General features: G+C 64.3%; 16 protein-coding genes. 5 read left to right on the forward strand and 11 right to left on the reverse strand.

Going from position 1 to position 15747, the window contains the following annotated elements:
- Window positions 1-207: 207 nt before the first annotated feature.
- The gene (locus tag BRX37_RS19965) at window positions 208-828 is read left to right on the forward strand and encodes a GIY-YIG nuclease family protein (RefSeq protein WP_206434191.1); all 621 of its coding nucleotides are present in this window, start codon (window positions 208-210) and stop codon (window positions 826-828) included.
- Window positions 829-832: 4 nt separating this feature from the next.
- Here the strand turns inward: BRX37_RS19965 and BRX37_RS19970 are convergent, their stop codons facing one another.
- The 7 genes from BRX37_RS19970 to BRX37_RS20000 form a co-directional block, all read right to left on the reverse strand.
- Window positions 833-1432, reverse strand: coding sequence for a hypothetical protein (locus BRX37_RS19970; protein ID WP_206434192.1), 600 nt, complete (start codon window positions 1430-1432; stop codon window positions 833-835).
- 197 nt (window positions 1433-1629) lie between these two features.
- Complete coding sequence (locus BRX37_RS19975) at window positions 1630-2274, reverse strand: hypothetical protein (protein WP_206434193.1); 645 nt, start codon at window positions 2272-2274, stop codon at window positions 1630-1632.
- Window positions 2275-2277: 3 nt separating this feature from the next.
- Window positions 2278-2955, reverse strand: a complete 678-nt coding sequence (locus BRX37_RS19980) for a hypothetical protein (RefSeq protein ID WP_125988968.1) — start codon at window positions 2953-2955, stop codon at window positions 2278-2280.
- 106 nt (window positions 2956-3061) lie between these two features.
- Window positions 3062-3184, reverse strand: a complete 123-nt coding sequence (locus BRX37_RS27400) for a hypothetical protein (RefSeq protein ID WP_318276798.1) — start codon at window positions 3182-3184, stop codon at window positions 3062-3064.
- A gap of 44 nt (window positions 3185-3228) precedes the next feature.
- Window positions 3229-6312 (reverse strand): MobF family relaxase, encoded by a 3084-nt coding sequence (mobF, locus tag BRX37_RS19990; RefSeq protein ID WP_125988970.1) that lies wholly within the window; start codon window positions 6310-6312, stop codon window positions 3229-3231.
- Between the two features lie 2 nt (window positions 6313-6314).
- Window positions 6315-8618: a type IV secretion system DNA-binding domain-containing protein gene (locus tag BRX37_RS19995; protein WP_125988972.1), complete on the reverse strand. Its 2304-nt coding sequence runs from the start codon at window positions 8616-8618 to the stop codon at window positions 6315-6317.
- Window positions 8608-8898 carry a hypothetical protein gene (locus BRX37_RS20000; protein ID WP_125988974.1) on the reverse strand — a complete coding sequence of 97 codons (291 nt, stop codon included), beginning with the start codon at window positions 8896-8898 and terminating at the stop codon, window positions 8608-8610. Before BRX37_RS20000 ends, BRX37_RS19995 begins: the two co-directional genes overlap by 11 nt.
- Window positions 8899-9591: 693 nt before the next feature.
- Here BRX37_RS20000 and BRX37_RS20005 point away from each other — a divergent pair.
- Complete coding sequence (locus BRX37_RS20005) at window positions 9592-9810, forward strand: hypothetical protein (protein WP_125988983.1); 219 nt, start codon at window positions 9592-9594, stop codon at window positions 9808-9810.
- Between the two features lie 111 nt (window positions 9811-9921).
- Here the strand turns inward: BRX37_RS20005 and BRX37_RS20010 are convergent, their stop codons facing one another.
- A complete protein-coding gene (locus tag BRX37_RS20010; protein ID WP_125988985.1) occupies window positions 9922-10146 on the reverse strand; it encodes a hypothetical protein in 225 nt (74 codons plus the stop codon).
- A gap of 275 nt (window positions 10147-10421) precedes the next feature.
- Here BRX37_RS20010 and BRX37_RS20015 point away from each other — a divergent pair, with 275 nt between their 5' ends.
- Together BRX37_RS20015 and BRX37_RS26825 are read left to right on the forward strand one after the other, a co-directional pair.
- Window positions 10422-11351, forward strand: a complete 930-nt coding sequence (locus BRX37_RS20015; protein WP_125988987.1) for a hypothetical protein — start codon at window positions 10422-10424, stop codon at window positions 11349-11351.
- A 326-nt stretch (window positions 11352-11677) separates the two neighbouring features.
- Complete coding sequence (locus BRX37_RS26825; protein WP_164522492.1) at window positions 11678-11851, forward strand: hypothetical protein; 174 nt, start codon at window positions 11678-11680, stop codon at window positions 11849-11851.
- Window positions 11852-11921: 70 nt separating this feature from the next.
- On the opposite strand, the gene BRX37_RS20020 is transcribed toward BRX37_RS26825, so the two are convergent.
- Window positions 11922-12500, reverse strand: coding sequence for a hypothetical protein (locus BRX37_RS20020; protein WP_125988989.1), 579 nt, complete (start codon window positions 12498-12500; stop codon window positions 11922-11924).
- A gap of 188 nt (window positions 12501-12688) precedes the next feature.
- Window positions 12689-13663: a DUF2493 domain-containing protein gene (locus BRX37_RS20025; RefSeq protein WP_125988991.1), complete on the reverse strand. Its 975-nt coding sequence runs from the start codon at window positions 13661-13663 to the stop codon at window positions 12689-12691.
- Window positions 13664-14133: 470 nt separating this feature from the next.
- Between BRX37_RS20025 and BRX37_RS20030 the strand changes: the two genes are divergently transcribed.
- Window positions 14134-15336, forward strand: coding sequence for a hypothetical protein (locus BRX37_RS20030; protein ID WP_125988993.1), 1203 nt, complete (start codon window positions 14134-14136; stop codon window positions 15334-15336).
- On the opposite strand, the gene BRX37_RS20035 is transcribed toward BRX37_RS20030, so the two are convergent.
- Window positions 15294-15614 (reverse strand): single-stranded DNA-binding protein, encoded by a 321-nt coding sequence (locus tag BRX37_RS20035; protein WP_125988995.1) that lies wholly within the window; start codon window positions 15612-15614, stop codon window positions 15294-15296. The genes BRX37_RS20030 and BRX37_RS20035 overlap by 43 nt on opposite strands.
- Window positions 15615-15747: the final 133 nt, after the last annotated feature.

Raw genomic sequence — 15747 nt, forward strand, 5'->3', positions numbered from 1 at the left:
ACAATACCAGCGCACCGCCCACAGGATCACATCACCCTGGAAATGGCGCCACTTGAAATCCGTCATCGTTCCGTCCGTCCAATCTCCGCCAAGCATGCTCAAGCTTCACGATTTTTGCAACAGAGCCGATTCGAGCGCTCTCAGGAGACACAAGGGATCGGGGACGCGCACGATCTCCGCGGTCCGATCTGGGCGTCGTTTATTGGCATGCCCGGCAAGGAAACGCTGTTCGTGGGCCTCTACTCCGCCGAGCTCGAAGGGCTACTCGCTAAAGACCGGCCTCACCCGATGACGGGTGGCACCGAAGCCGCCGGGAGCTGCCATTTCTACCGTCTGACGCCCCGCGCCGAGCTAGCTGACTACGCCGGTCGGCTCTGGATTGATTGGGGACCTGGTTATCGAGCGTGGATTCAACGCGGCGATCGCAAGGAGAAACCCATCGTCGAACTGCGGCGCGTTTTCGGAGAAGATCCCTTCCCTGGTTTCGCGGCTCTCATCATCAACCTATCCGAGCTCGGTTCCCTTCCGTCCGGCTGGGCTGCCGTTCTCTCTGCTACGCGCGGCATCTATCTTCTCACCTGCCCCCGTACCCGCGAACAATATGTCGGAATGGCGGCGGGCACCGGCGGCTTCCTCAGCCGCTGGCAGGAGTATTTTGCCTCGGGACACGGAGGCAATGTCGGCCTCAAGAGCCGCGACCCGAGCGACTACCGTGTTTCCATTCTCGAAACCGTGGGCACATCTGCAACGACGGCCGACCTTCTCGGTCTCGAAGCACGCTGGAAGGACAAGCTGCAGAGCCACGAGATGGGGCTCAATAAGAACTGATCAGCTACGCGACCCTGCCCAGTGCCCGTTTGACGCGCGGAGCGATGGTGTACACCGCTTCGCGCTGGGCGCCGCGGTTTTCATGATCGACGCGGTAGCCCTGATAATGGCGCCGGATCAGGCCTGCGCGAACAAGGTCGGAGACCGCCCGGCTCACGTTGGTGCGTCCCGAGTGACGCAAGCGGCTCCGCACCTCTTCCGCGATCATTTCCTCGGCCGACGCCTGATCGGCCGGAAGGAGGCCCGAGCGGTCGAGGTCCGAACGTACCTGGCGCACAAGAGCTACCCGCCGAGCATCACGCTGAGCCATCGGTATCAGAGCATCGCTCAGCCAATCGCGGATGCCGATCGCGCGGCCGTCTTCCCGGACATACGGGCCGGCGCTGTCGCTATGGCCGGCAGCTCGGGCGATCAGGTTGAGCACCATGAAAGTGTAGCGTGGACGAGCCGAGATGTCGGCAAGGGTCTCCAGCACGGCGGGCAGATCGAGCTCCGCAGCAGGAACGGCGTTGGTTGCCGCACCCGACCGCAGTGCCTCGACATCCGCAGACAGATCACTCTGCTCTGCGGGCTTATCAGCGGTGAAGAGGTCCGGCTGGAACATGGAACATTTCAAGCACAGATACGACGACGTGTGAATCCCTTCTCTGCACTTCGTCACCCCTTTAATCACGAGTGACACTTTACCAAGCGCTCTGGGTAAAGTGTCATTGGTGGTTCTTGGGGAAGGGATGATCGGTGACAGACCGCGCTTCATCATATCGAAGCTGGCCCCCGGAGGACTGACGGAACGAGCCTAGGCTAATCAGGCTGAGCGCCACCCAGCGCCGGTGGAAGCACCCAGTCGTCCGGAACGTAGGCGCCGTAGCACCGAAGGATGGCACGCGCTGCGCTCGACGTATCCCAAACCAGTCCATCCCCGCTCAGGACGCCGCTGAAATAGGTGCTGAGGGCGGCAAGCTGCATGTCGATAACATCATTGATGCGCAGATGCTCAGCACGACCCGTCTGACGACCGTTTTGCACCCACAGAATGTAATACACCATCATACACAGCGAATAACGGAACCCGAACATCCCAAGGGCTTCTGTCAGCTTAATGCCCTTGCGGCTAGGACGCGGCTGATTGTCGACAAAGAACCTAGCCGTAGTTTCCTTTAGCAGTCGAAAAAGTATCTCGCGGGTCTTCTCGCTGACGTTCTCGCCGGTGCGCAGCTCCTTCAACTGCGGCTGCTTGAACTCCTTGGTGATGTCGACCAGCGCCTCCTCGAGGCCAATCATCTGCTTGCCGAGTTCGGCAATGATGTTGGCGGCTTCAGTCTCAAGTTCGGTCATGCGCGTCTTCAGATCAGCCGACGGCGGCAGCTCCCTCAACCCATGGCCGATATGATCCAGTTCGATGCTGGCCTCATAGTCGAAAAGGAGGTCGATATCACCCGTTATCAAAACCTAGATCCGCGACGGTGCTGCTATCATCATTCGCGTTTTCAAATTGCCATCGGGGCGTCGATTCAGATCGATGATATGACCGCAGCGAGGCTCGAACGTCATCAACCGGGCGACGGTCTCATAGGAGGTATTGGAGCCGAAATATCGCTTAGGGCCGTGCCAATTCGTGCCTTCGATGAGCCGCATTCTGAAGGCCCCGGCTGGCGCGGGGACGGTAATTCGGTTTTGCCGGGCAACGCAGACAGAGAGAATATGGCCGTCGGTCTTCGGATCGTACAGCTGGAAAACCGCATTCGCGCCGCTAGCAACGATGGTCAGCGAGCTTGTCACATCGCGGTGCCCGATCGACCGCGCCACAGTCACCGATCCTGTCTCCGGAAAGGGCTCTCTCGCCTCAAAATCGGGCAGCCACCCTCTTCGCTGAACCTGGCCATAGAGAGGGATAAGGATCGTCAGAGCCGACAGCAGAAATATCCACTTCTGCGCCGGGTGGGGCGCGAAGCGCGGAGATTTGGAAAAACGACTAGTACGATAGTTGTGACCCCGGTTCTTCGCTTCGAACCAGAGGCCGTCGTGCTCGCACCGAGCCTTGCTGTCGATCCAGGATGCGCTGCCGAGCCGAGCACCCGCTTCCTTGCGGCGCCGCTCACGCATGTAATCGCGATCATCGAGACTCATGTTTACCTCTCCTCAGAAGCGCCGGACTCAGAACCACCCGTCCTTGCGCCCCTCGTTGCTGTCGCGCAGCCGGCGGCCGTCTGTCGCCAAGCGGCGGATCTCCAGCTCAAAGGTGTCGCCCTTGCGCCGGGGGCCAAAAATCAGCGTCGCTGAGACCGTTGCGGCGCGCATAGTCTTCGGCCGCTTTCTCGCTCTCGAACTTACCGCCTTCGTCGAATTCCCATGCCATTGGTCGTCTCCTTGGTTGTGCCGGCACCGCGCCGGCGGTTCGCTTCACAAATCGAGCCCCAGGCTGCGCTCGGGCAGCGGCGGGAGCAGATCGCCCCGATCCTGGCCGGCAGTTGGTTTGAGGTCGGGGGGGGCCTTGAGGTCGCTGCCCTTCGCCGCGGGCGGCGGCGCGGCGGCGGGGTCGAGCGGACCGTCCGGGATCGGCGGCAGATCGCCGATGAGGTCGGATTGACCCGCCAGATTGATGCCGTCGATCGGCCCGGGATCGAACCTGACCGGCGCGGCCGGCCCCTTCCTGCCGTCAATGTCGAGACGGCCGAGCGTTTCCAACGCGGAGGCCTTGTTGCCGGGGTTGAGGTCGAGCTGGCGCTCCAGCTTTTCCTTGTCGTCGACCACCATGGTGAGTTCGTCACGCACACGGGTGACGCCAACATTGAACAGGCGCTGGTTGGACAGATTGCGCTCGTGGCTGTCCATGACCGTGATGGCTTTGTCGGTCGTGATGCCCTGCGCCATATGCATGTTGAGCGCGTAGGCGAGGTCGAGCCGCGACAGCATCGGATCGCCCAGGTCGAGCGTCAGCGTCTGCTTGCCCGCCGTCTCGACCGTGACGCCAGCCGCATCGACCGACAGGACACGCGCGAGCGCCGCGTTGTGGAGGTCGCGTGGCTTGTCGTTGGCGGTCCAGCGGATGCGGTCACCCTCGCGGACGTGGATATCCTTTTTCTGGGTGAGTTCGAGCCGATCGCGCTTTTCGGTCGGCGAGAGTTTCTGGGGGTCGAACCGGATCTTGCGGCGACCGTCATTCAGTTCGACCTTGCCGTTCGGCAACAGGCGGGTGACGTCGTAGCGACCCTGCTTCAAGCCGATGTCCTGCGCGCCGCCGCGCCCGACATCGAGGGTCTGGCCAACCTCGTAGGTCGAGGCATAGCGCAGCTCCTCGCGGGTCAGGTTGACGCGCTCGTAGACGGTCAGGTGAATGCCCTGCCCCCGCACTGTCCCCTCGGCCGCAAGGCCGTCCTGGATGCGCTGGTTGATGATCGCGCGCGATGCGCGGCCCGACGCGAACAGCGCGGTCGCCTCGCGGTCGGCGGCCGACAGGCCAAGCCACATATCGGCGGCGGTCTCGGGTGCGCTGGCGCTCTCATGGACATGATCGCCGAGCACCTTCATCGCCTCGCCCGCCTTGCCGACATTGGCGAGCGCTGCGACCGTCCGCAGCGTGTCGGTGCGCTGGCGGATATTCTCGTCCATGCGGGCCATGGTGCCGCCGCCGGCCTGGATCATCGCGAAGGATTTGCCGGCATCGATCGAGGAGAGCTGCTGGCGATCGCCGACCAGCACGAGCTTGTCGACGCCGAGTGCCTCGGTGATCCGGTGCAGCTTCAGCATGTCGTCGCTCGAGACCATCGAGGTTTCGTCGACCACCAGCATCGCGCCGCCGAGGCGCCCGCGCGCCTCCTCGTAGCGGGGCGTATCGCGTTCGGTCACGAACCGCTCGTTGGCGAGCACGAATGAGGCGATGGTCTGGCTCTTGATACCGGCGCCCTCCGCAAGGTCCGCCACCATCTTGTTCTGGAAGGCGAGACCCAGGACCGTCCGACCTTCGGTTTCGGCGATCCGTGCGACAGTTTGGAGCATCGTCGACTTTCCGGCGCCGGCGACGCCCTGGATGGTCACGGTGCGGTCGGCCGACGACAGGATGAGCGTGGCGGCGGCGAGCTGGCCGGCGTTGAGCGGGCGGTCCGCGACAGCCTGCAGGCGCTCGGGTGCGCTGCTTGCCGCGATGATCGGGTCTGCCTTCCCCGTGCCGGCCTCGACGCTTTTGAGGATGTTCTCTTCGGTGCGCAGCGCCTCCTGCGTGGTCACCATCTGGACGCCCTTGTCGCCTGGGCGAGCGACGCCGGGGAGTAGCCGGCGGGTCTCGAGGAGCTGGCCGATCCGATGCTCCACCGTATCGACGGTGACGCCCTTCAGACCAAGGTCCAGCGCGGTCTTGGCGAGAAGGTGGACATTGAACGCCGCCTCGCGCTCGGAGAGGATGCGGATGGCTGATGCCACGGCGAGCTGGGAGCGTGCTTCGGCCGGTGACTGGGTGACGCGCGCGAGCCCGCTGTCGATGAGCGGATCGCGCGGCCGCAGGAGACCGCCGAGCGAGACCCGGGTGCTCGCGATCGCATCGCTCACCGCGCGAAAGCCGCGCTCGAGGGGGCTGTCTGCGACTCGCTGGCCGGCGCGCGCTTCGGCCGAGGCGAGCAGGCCCTTGCCGTCGAAGCCATGCGCCGCCGCCTTGTCGATCCAGCCCTGGACGAGACCGTCGCGGTCTTCGACATTGAGCTTGGGATCGCGTGTGGTGGTGGTCACGCCGTCGCGCCCCTTGGCCGACACGATGCCGAGCGCGGCGGCCTTTTCAAGGATCGCCTCACGTCGCTGGCTGAAGGCATCGATGACCGCCTTGGGCACGCCCGAAATCTCGAACGTGCCGTGCTTGCCCTTGAGCTCCACCTGGTAGCCGAGCTTCTCCAGCCCGGCGCGCAGAAAGGCATGGTAGATCGCTCCGATCGTGGCGTTGTGGCTCCAGATCTTGTCGGCATGGAGCGCCTGCCATTTGCCGTCCGGCATCTGTGTCAGGTTGGCGACGACGGCATGGACATGGACCTGCGGATCGAGCGCCCGGCTCGTGTCGTGCTGGAAGAGCGCATAGACCAGATTGCCGGTCTGGACGGGCACCTTGCGGCCGTCGACATCCTTGCGGCCTTCGGCGAGATTCTTCTCGACCCAGGCCATGGTCTTCTGGACCGCCGCCATGTTCGCGGCGAGCACGCGCTTGTCGCCGGGGATATAGGCCATGACGGATACCGACTTGGGCGCCGAGAAGGTGAGATCGACGCCGTTCCGGCGGTTCTCGTGGCTGCCGACGCCCTCCCCGCTCGGGAGCATGCCGCCGAGGATCGCCTCGAACGATTCCCGCGAAACCTCGCCCTCGAGGCTGAGCGCCTCGGCCCCCGCCCCACCCCAGCTATTGACCTCTGACGCGCCGTCGGCGGTGTAGTAATTGTCCTTGAAGTCGTCCTTCGCGAAATAGTTCGCGGCACCCGAAGCGGAGCGGACCGAGGCGATCGAATGCATGGTCAGATGCCCATATCGAGTTCGTTTTCATCGCGGTCGACCGCGATGCCGTGGCGCAGTTCGATGAGTGTTTGATTCTCGACCTGGCTGCTCTGCACCGGAGCCTCGCGACCGGTGCGGCGCTCCTCTGGCGTACGGGCCGAAGGGTCCCGCCCGTCCGCTTTGTCGCGGGCCGCCTGCGCCTTGTCGGCGGCATGAGTGGCGGGGGTCGACTGCTCGTTCTTATCGTCGGCCCGCTGCGCAGCGCGTCCCGCGTCCGCGCTCGGCACATCGGCGGGCATCTGCAGGATCCGCGCCGCCATGTCCTTCGCGATATTGACAGTGTCGACCACTTCATCGACGATCTGGGCGGCACCGTCGCGGCCGCCTGCCTCGCCGCCGTCTTCGGCGAACACGTCCTCGCCGCGGCGCGACCGGACGGGCTGCATCGTGGGCCGCGCAACGAAGCCGGGAGCGACCGTGGCATAGTCCTTCCATTCGAGGAGAATACGCGCCGCCGGGAAGCCGTCCGGGAACTTCACGAAGCCGTGCATCGAGGGCAGGTTGGTGATGTCGTCGGCGATGACGAGCGGTTCGACCTGCTTCCTGGGCGTCAGGGTCGAGGCGTCGCGATTGTTGTTATAGCCGTAGCTATAGGCCTCATCCATCTGCCGGACTTCGCGGTTGCCGATATAGCGCGCGCACTGCTCGGCCGTGTCGAGGTCGGCGGTCGCGAGGATGAGTTTCGAGCGGGCGAGCGAGGCGAGATTGCGGGCGCCCTGATCGCCGTAGACCTCGACCAGTTTCTCGAAGCTATGGATGCCAAGGATCATCGCGCCGCCGAATGCTCGCGCGGTCTGGAGGCCGTTCTCGATCGCCGGCAGTTTGTGGAGCGCGCCGAGCTCGTCGAACATGAACCACATGCGCAGGGACCGGGTGCGCGGCATGGTCATGAGGCGGTTGATGCACAAGTCCATCCAGAGCGTCAGCAGCGCCCGGTTCATCGGCAGATCGACATAGTTGGAGGTGATGAAGAGGATCGCGCCCGGCTGCTTGTCGCCGGTGATCCAGTCGCGGATCGAGAAGGGCTCGCCCTCATCGGGCAGGAAGCGCAGCACCTGCGCATTGGTGTTGAAGACGGCGCGGATCGATTCCGCCATGCGTGCGGCTTCCGGCGCAGTCAGCGGGTCGGCGATGGTGTTGGCGAGGAAGCGGTGGACCCGCTTCAGGTCCGCGGTCATCAGGTTCTCGGAGAGCGCCAGATTGGTGGTCTGCCCGCGCTCCTGCAGCCGGATGCACATCTCGATGAAGAGGGTGCGCGCGGCGAGCGCCCAGAAGGGTTCGGAGGAGCCGCCGTCCGACGGAATCAGCGCGGCCGCGGCGGCGGTAAATTCGCTGTGGGTGCGGCAGTCGTTGAAGATCGACCAGGCCGGACAGCGCTGGTCCATCGGGTTAAGGATGGTGTCCCGTTCGGGATCGTAAAAAGCTTCGACATAGGCGCCCGTCAGGTCGAAGATGACGGCATTGTCTTGGCGCTCGCGCATCTGCGCGACGAGGCTTCTGAGCTCGGTCGTCTTGCCCGATCCGGTCGTGCCGATGAGCATGGTGTGCGACTGCTCCATGCGGTGCGGATAGGGCACGCCGGCGAGGGTGTAGGGATGATGGATCCCGCCAGCCTTGCGCTCGGCGAACGGCAATTTGAGCACGGCGGCGGCCGTCCTGCCGGGGAAGAATTGCGCGGCGTCTTCCTCGAATTTGGCGACATTGTGCTGGCCGATTTCGGACTTGAGGACCGCGACGTCGACGAGCATCGCGCCGCGTTCGTGGCGTTCCTGAAGGATCGTCTTTCCGCGCCGGCGGGAGATGTCGACGAACCAGATCGCGAGCGGCGCGATGACGAAGACCGAGAGCAGGATCGAGCCGATCAGGGCACGGATTGTCGTCTCCCAGGCCTTCTGGACGGCAGGCACATAGGGCACCGAATGCATGACGGTTTTCAGCACTGTGCCACTGGGCAGCGTGACGTTGACGCGCTTGTCCGGATCGAGGTCGACCCAGTTCCAGAGCGTTGCGTAGATCTTCATGCAGACGAGCTGGAATCCATGTTCGTCGAGGCGGATCGAGAGGATCACGAACCAGGACGCGAGGAAGGCGAAGAACCAGGCGATGACGGGCAGCCGCACGCCCGAGAACCACATCAGCATCTCGTGGGTAAGGAGCTGGGATCCGCGGGTGAAATTGCCCGAGTTACGTTGCACGCGGCCGCGCGCGCTGTGGTGGGTCAGCGGGATGTTTCGGCCGTCGGAGCGGATGTCCTTACGCGCCATGATATTGCACCAGGCGCTTGTCGGTTTCAGCGACGAGCCGGTCCCGCAGATCGGGATATTGCTCGCGGATGATGACGTCCAATGCGAGCTGCTGGAACTCGCTGATCCGGGCGATTCGACGCTGGCTGGCGGTGAAGAGATCGGACGAGGACAGGAAGACGTCGAGGGCCGATCGGAGGATGTCGGCGACGCTCAGATTGCGCTCGGCCGCGATCGCGCTGAGGCGGTCCCATTGGGAGCGCTCCAGGCGGACATTGTAGTGCCTGTAACTGGTAGCCAAGACCAACCTCCTAGCAGGGAGGCTGGTGGGGACTGAAGAATGCCAAGAGTTATAGCCTAGCAGCCGGTCATCGGCAAGTTGATCGTCATGTCGCGTGGGACCGTAGTCTTGGCGACTACACACAAATGACGGATTTCCGCCATTCTTCGAGCGGCGCCGCGACGTACTACGCTGTAGTCGCGCTTCCATCCGCGCTAATCCGTTGTGAAACAACGAAAACCCTGCACCACTTGGTGCGTAGGGTGTGCATATCCTAAGAGACCGATCCCAGTCCCCCGACGTAAATCAGACGTGATCGGAGATGACCCGCAGCCGGGTCCGGCTGGGCACCGCTCCGCCATCAGGCGGAACGCGGCAATTGGGCGTGAGACGCGATCGAACGGGAAGATCGCGCTGCGATCCAGCCGGCGAAAAGCCCCGTCTTCCTTCGAAGGGCGCGGGTGCAATGGCGGCCGAAAGCCCCATTGGCCAGGCGAGGATCGTTACCCGAATGGGCGGAGACAAGGCTTGCCTTGGCTCCGTGAGCTTGGGTTGCCGGCGTCCCAACGGGGCGGCGGCGGCCCTAGCGAATAGAGCCGTGATCGGGCGCAAGCCCGATCCGCCCAGACCCCTTATTCTTCCCTTTTCGATGAACCGGATCAGTGCTTATACTTGCCCGGTTCATAGCCCGATTAGCCTTCACAAGAGGCACCTATGGCAAAGACGTTGGAACAGGAGCGCCAGGCGCTCGAAGAGGACGCGCGGAAGCTGGAGACCCGGCGGAAGCAGCTCGAAGAAAAGGAACGTGAGCAGGCGATCGCGACGGTCGAGAAACATGGTCTGCTGAAACTCGATCACAAGCGCCTGACGAAGCTGGCCGAACGCATCAAGACCCTCGGCATCGAGGAAGTCGAGAAGCGGCTCGCGGCCTGATACCGAACTTGCCGCGGCATCGCCGCGGCGCGGTCACGGGGGGCTCGATGCCCCCCGTGATCGCACCTCTTCCAACAAAAAAAGGGAGAGGCCGTAGCCCCTCCCTGATCCTTAGAACTCGTCGGACATCCGACCGGGCACCGTATGGACCACCCGGTCGATGAGCGTCATCGGCAGCGCGTCATAGTCGCCCTCGTCGATGGCGATGTAGTGCCCCTCGCCTTCCTCGATGACGTGCTGATCGAAGAAGCTGTGGAGCGCGCGGCGCTCGGCGAAGGCAAGCGCGGCGAGATAGTTGGCGGTGTCGGCCTGCGCGGCGGTCGAGATGATCTGCATGGGAGCCTCCTGTCGTCTTGAATGACAGGGGAATGGCCGTCGTTGAGGGAGCCGCCGGGTCAGGGACGCCGGCACAGCCGGCGCCGCGGAGCGGCGGTGGGGGTCACGATTTTCTTTGGCGGCCACTGCCGCTGAAGGGTGAGCACCACGCCCGATCCGCCGAAGAAAATGGTGGGGCCCCGCCGTCCTTGACGCGGCGGCTCCCTCAACGACATCCTGGAAGTCTGTGAGAGATTTTATCCTCTGATGTGGAGCGCAACGGGAGAAACTGGCGCATGAGCGACGATGATCATTTACCCGGGCGGCGGCGGTTTGGATGGTATGTCCCGAAGCCTGACGGGAAGATGGACATCAAGATAGATCATCGCGCTATCGACGGTGCTATCTGGACTGAGTTTCGTCGCTATACCCGAGTGGTCGAACTGCTCCGGCCGTATATGGTAGACTACCTCGCACTGAGGGCCGACTTCGCGGCCGTTCAGACAGCGGAAGCCGAAATCGGGGAAGCCCTGTCGGCGCAGCTGTCGGTCTTGATGATCGCGATCCCGGCTGGGGTCGATGCCAACGCCAATGCACAGCGGCGGGTCGGCAATTTTCTCGGCGCGGCGAGCGCGTTCCGGGATCGAAGCAAGACCCGGCTGAGCAAGGACTTCGGCAAGGACAGCACACAGGAGGCAGCCTTCAAAGCGGCGACTTCACACTGGTTCGACACGAGCTTTGCCTATCGTTGCCTCTATCAACTGCGCAACTTCGCGCAGCATCATGAGCTGCCGATTTCGTTCGTGCCGATCACGGCCGATCGCGGCGGTGATGGCCAAATGACAGCGAGGGTCAGGCTACAGCTTTTCCCGGCGACGCTCGCTGCAAGTGACCTCGTCAATAAGAAGGTGCGTGCGGAACTGGCGGCCCTGCCAAGCGATCCGCTCGACCTGTCCGAACTGGCGGTTGGATATATGGATGCGCTCGACGGCCTAATGGCGCTCGTGCTCGGTCTGTATGCGCCGCAGCTCGAAGAGATGGCCCACTATGCGGCCGCCTTGTATCGCAAGTTCGAGGTACCGCACGACGCCGTGCCGGTGATCTGGGAGGGCGACCATCCGAGCGGTGGGCCAGGCTCCCAACGGCGCGCGATCATGATGGGGTTCGACGAAATGCTCCGCGCGTTCGAACTGCGGGAAAGGCTTCACCGCGAGCGTTCCGAATAGGCCGCGTTCACCAATGCGACGCCGTTCTTGGTGTGCCAAATAGCATCCGCCGAACACAAAGGCTGGTCGATGAGAGGGCCTCATGTTAGGCCCGACCCGCGCTGCGAAGCGGCAGTGCCGGGACTGGTAATCCCGTCGAGATCGGCAACTCGGTGTGAGCTTCACGCCGGGGTGCCTGCGCATATGTCCAGGTGTCTTGGCACTAAAAGCGTAGGCGCATGTCTCGACGTGTTACCAGCCCCGGCTCCCGCGCCTAGCGCGCGGGAGTTGATGGTCCGGGCGCACCGCCACTCTCGCGAGGGTCGTCCTGCGCCAGGGATCTGGACATGGAAAACAGTCCGACGGAACCGGTGATCGCGCGCGCACTTGCGCTTGTGCTGATGCGGCAAGCAATTGAGTATCTTGCGACCGCCGGCGACAGCGATTCTGCTGCTCATGCGCAGCGAGCGGTCGATGCGCTTCTAGCGAAAAACGGTGATAACTCCGCGCCCGCGGGCTGATGGCCAGGCAGACAAAAAAAGGGTGCGCCGCGAGGACGCACCCTTCCCGGACGGATGGTATGGACGGAGGCTATGCCCATTCCAGCCGACCGGATTCCTGAGGCCCGGCACCGGCCAGAAGCTGGTCGAGCCGATCGAGATCGTGAGTGATGCCGGCCTGGATTGCGCGGCGGCGGATCGCCGGATTGCCGAGCCGCTTGCGGATCGTGTCGATCGGAATTTCGCCGACGCCATCGGGGCGGAGTCCAAGCTCCTCGAGCAACGCAAAGGCGTCGCCATCGGGTAGCTGCAGCTCGGTGCCGAGATCCGAGGTCACGGATGGGCGCATGCGGATGCTGCGGTCGACATCATACCACGAGATCAGCAGCCGGCGGTTGCGGAACTGGGCCTCGTCGAGAACGGTGATCACCGCCTCGTCATTGTCGAACACGCGTGCAACGGCGGCTACTGCCAACGGGCAGATGCGCGCCTCGAAGTTGAGCGCGAGCATGCGCTCCTCATCGGCGTCCGGGTCAAGCAATGCGATGCCGAGTCGCGCGCCTTCTTCGCGCAGATAGGCGCGAAAAGCGGCGAGTTGGCGGGCATTGATGATGGCGACCGGTCCGGGCAGGTCGTCGGCGGCGGTCGCGATGCGGAATGTGATGGACATCTCGTCCTCCCTCGATGATCCGCCCCGTTCCCTCCCCCTCTTCTCTGACCGCTTGCGGGCACTTCCTGCCGAGCGCGCACGCGCTCAGCCCGCGTGGCGCGAAGGGGCTCGATGCCCCTGAGCGCCGCCCTGCTGCAGAAGAAAAGTGGAGAGGCCCCGGCCGAAGCCGGAGCCCCTCCGAGGCGCACTCAGGCGCTGCGACGGGTGCGCTGGTGCTCGAGCCGGACGATGTGCAGCGGGATGCCCGCCTTGCGCAGTTTCTGGGCAAGGTTCTCCTGGATGCCCGAGCCTTCGCAGATGACGGCGTGAACGGGCTTCAGTGCCAGGATGCGGTCGTTCCGGACGAAGGCCGCGCGGTTGCCCTGCGACCTGTCGAGGCGGAACTGGATGACCTTGACCCCGCGCGATGCGGCCCATGCGTGGGCGACGGCATCGCACCCCTTGGCCTGCGCCGTCGTCGCGAGGATCATCTCCGGGATCCGGGCCTTGATGCGGTCGAGGCCGTCCCAGAGCATGTCGCCGTCTTCCCAGACCTGGCCGCCCGAGAAAGCCACCACTGGACCCTCCGGCGCGAACTGCTCGCGACGCTCACGTGCGCGTGACGCGAGATAGTCGCGCGCGTCGATCATCGAGGCGTTGAGCGCGCTCGATACACGGCTTCCCCGGACCGGCGAGAACGGCTTGCCCGTCTCCACCCGATAGACCTCGGCGGCGTGGTCGCGCATGCATTCCATCGCTTCCCGGCATCCCTGCAGTGTCTGGCAAAGCAGCTGCGTATCCTCCAGTTCGGTCGCGTAGATCTCCGAAGGGTCGTAGCTGCGCGCGAGATCGCCGAGCTTCTTGGCTGCGTCGTCCTCGCGGCCTTCGATGCGCTTGGCGACGACGTGGAAGCTGTTGGCGAACCCCCAGGCGAGATCGGTTGCGAAGGCTTCCATCCGGCTGTCCCGCAGCACGTCGAACATCGTCTGCATCATCATCTCGACGGCGGCGCGAACCTGCTCGGGATCTGGCATGTCCATCGCTTCGGGCGCTTCGACGATGCTCAGCTTGGCCATCTCGCTGTGCTCGATGAACGCGCCTTCGTAGGTCTGCGTCAGGTCTTCGTTCTCGCGCGACGCGGCGATGTGGCTGGCGAGATCGGCGAAGTTCGTGAAAGTCTGCATGGTAGCCTCCATGGATTGAATCTCATCCACTCGATGAGGCCACTCATCCGGGGTGCGGTGGTCGAGGCAGCTCAAGGACGTTCACCGGGAAGCCGGCGCAGCCGGACCCCGGTTAACGCTCGGGAGCGGGGGAACCGATTTTGTCGTGGGTGGAGTGGAGCGCAGCGGAATGGAGGCCGCGTCAAAATTGGGGGGACCGCTCATCCTTGACGGCCGACAATCCCCGCACACCACAATTGGACGTCATAAGAGAGAGATTATTGTTTTCCCCTCGCCCCAGCGCCCCGCAAGGTGATTGTCACCCGCAGGGCGGAGACCGGCACGGGCTCCGGGAGCGACAAGCGAGTAGAGCGCCGGTCCCGTCCTGAGCTTGTCGAAGGGCCGGGATGCGCCGAACAATCTCTTCGCGGTTCACTGTGGTGCACCAAATGTTGGTCGCACCCCTCCCGCCGATCGGGCAAAGATGCGGCATGACGAACTCTCCATCTGGCCTGCCTGAAACGGCCGCCGACCGATTCCTCCGCGAGGAGCGCGAGCGCGCCGAATTCTATCGCAAGATGGTCGGCGGCGGGGTCGTCGCGGAGGCGGTCGAGCAGGCTCGCGCGCACCACAAGCTGCTACGCGATGTCGACGTCGAGCGCACCATCCGGCCGGTGCTCGATGCCCTGAAGCGCGATCGAGCGGACCGGGAGGCGTTCCGCCAGCTCGCCAGCAATGGATGGGCGTTGTCGGTGGCGGAGACCGCTCGCAGCATCAGCCAGCAGAGCACGGACCTGATCGAGCAGCAGCGCAAGCTGTCGTCTTCCGTGCTCGACACCGTGCGCGCGTTCGACGCCAGTCGCGGTGCGGTCGCAACGGCGATCGCCGCGGCGAAGGCGGAGTCAGAATTCAGGCAGATGATCGCGGGAAGCCTCGCGCAGTTCTCGGCCTACGGTGCGATAGCCGAACGCATGCGCATGGTCGACATGATGACCCTTCGCGCGAGCGAAGGGATCGTCCAGTCGGCGACGGCGCTCGCGGCCGACATGGTCATGGAGACGCAGCGGATCGCCGAAGCGATCGCTGCAGCGCCGACCGAGGCGCAGAGCAGCGCGCTCGCCGGCGAATTGCTGGAGGTTATCGTCGGCTACATCACGCAGCTGGGACCGAACACGGTTGCCGAGCTGCAGAAGATGGGGCTCATTCAGTGGTTCAGCCTGATCATCGCCGTCATCGGCTTTTATCTCGCCGTCGTCCCCGCGCAGCCGCATCAGTCGCCGGAAGAGAAGGCAGCGCATAGCGAGCTGAGCCAGAAGTTCGACACGCTCCAGCGCGAGACGCACGCTTTCTTCGAGACCGAGGCGCGCGCGGACGACGCGTATGTGTCGGGCCTTCCCCGGGCCGAACTTGCGCGCGAGGCGACGTTGCGGCGCAAGCCCGAGCGCGCGGGCGAGATCGTGCTGAAGGCGCAAAAGGGCATGGTCCTCGCGATTGAGAAGAGCGAGGGGCGCTGGCGGCTCGTGGTGTTCCGCGATCCGCTGTCGAACCAGCTCGCGCGCGCCTGGGTCTATGCGACGGCCGTGACCCCACTCGCCGACCCACTCGAACCAGACGAGAGGTTGAGGCGGCGCCGAAGCGCCGCCCCGAGCGGTCAGAAGAAGTCGATCTTGTCGGCCCGGATTTCGCAGCCGTAGCGAGTCACCCCATCGCGGTCTTCCCAGCTCGAATAGTGGAGGCTGCCGGTGATCGCGACGACGTCACCCTTCTTGCGCGAGGCGCCCGAGCGGGCGAGCCCGTTGAAGCAGGTGACCTTGTGGAACTCGGTCTCCTTGGCGGTGTAGCCGGTGGCCTCGTCGGTGTAGGTCTTGCCGTCCTTGAGCTTCACGCGATCGGTCGCGACGATGAGAGTGGTGACGGTGCCCCGGCTCTCGGGATCCTTGACGACCCGGCCGGCGATGTTGACGTTGTTCATGGGCGTGCTCCTCATTGGGTCCAGCGGCCTTCCCGCCGGTGACACCGAAGAGCGGCGTGCGGGCTTGGACCACACCGGAGCGCGAAGCGCGCAGGGGAACCTCTGGAGGGAGCTGGCGCGGGCAGCCGCGTAG

The organism is Sphingomonas sp. S-NIH.Pt3_0716, assembly GCF_003950715.1.
Taxonomy (GTDB): domain Bacteria; phylum Pseudomonadota; class Alphaproteobacteria; order Sphingomonadales; family Sphingomonadaceae; genus Sphingobium; species Sphingobium yanoikuyae_A.

Excerpts from the sequence above, each read along its gene's own strand:
- BRX37_RS19965 (WP_206434191.1), top strand. The coding sequence starts at position 208 with ATGCCCGGCAAGGAAACGCTGTTCGTGGGCCTCTACTCCGCCGAGCTC.
- BRX37_RS19970 (WP_206434192.1), bottom strand. The coding sequence starts at position 1,432 with ATGTTCCAGCCGGACCTCTTCACCGCTGATAAGCCCGCAGAGCAGAGT.
- BRX37_RS19980 (WP_125988968.1), bottom strand. The coding sequence starts at position 2,955 with ATGAGTCTCGATGATCGCGATTACATGCGTGAGCGGCGCCGCAAGGAA.
- BRX37_RS27400 (WP_318276798.1), bottom strand. The coding sequence starts at position 3,184 with ATGGCATGGGAATTCGACGAAGGCGGTAAGTTCGAGAGCGAGAAAGCG.
- mobF (WP_125988970.1), bottom strand. The coding sequence starts at position 6,312 with ATGCATTCGATCGCCTCGGTCCGCTCCGCTTCGGGTGCCGCGAACTAT.
- BRX37_RS19995 (WP_125988972.1), bottom strand. The coding sequence starts at position 8,618 with ATGGCGCGTAAGGACATCCGCTCCGACGGCCGAAACATCCCGCTGACC.
- BRX37_RS20005 (WP_125988983.1), top strand. The coding sequence starts at position 9,592 with ATGGCAAAGACGTTGGAACAGGAGCGCCAGGCGCTCGAAGAGGACGCG.
- BRX37_RS20010 (WP_125988985.1), bottom strand. The coding sequence starts at position 10,146 with ATGCAGATCATCTCGACCGCCGCGCAGGCCGACACCGCCAACTATCTC.
- BRX37_RS20015 (WP_125988987.1), top strand. The coding sequence starts at position 10,422 with ATGAGCGACGATGATCATTTACCCGGGCGGCGGCGGTTTGGATGGTAT.
- BRX37_RS26825 (WP_164522492.1), top strand. The coding sequence starts at position 11,678 with ATGGAAAACAGTCCGACGGAACCGGTGATCGCGCGCGCACTTGCGCTT.
- BRX37_RS20020 (WP_125988989.1), bottom strand. The coding sequence starts at position 12,500 with ATGTCCATCACATTCCGCATCGCGACCGCCGCCGACGACCTGCCCGGA.
- BRX37_RS20025 (WP_125988991.1), bottom strand. The coding sequence starts at position 13,663 with ATGCAGACTTTCACGAACTTCGCCGATCTCGCCAGCCACATCGCCGCG.
- BRX37_RS20030 (WP_125988993.1), top strand. The coding sequence starts at position 14,134 with ATGACGAACTCTCCATCTGGCCTGCCTGAAACGGCCGCCGACCGATTC.
- BRX37_RS20035 (WP_125988995.1), bottom strand. The coding sequence starts at position 15,614 with ATGAACAACGTCAACATCGCCGGCCGGGTCGTCAAGGATCCCGAGAGC.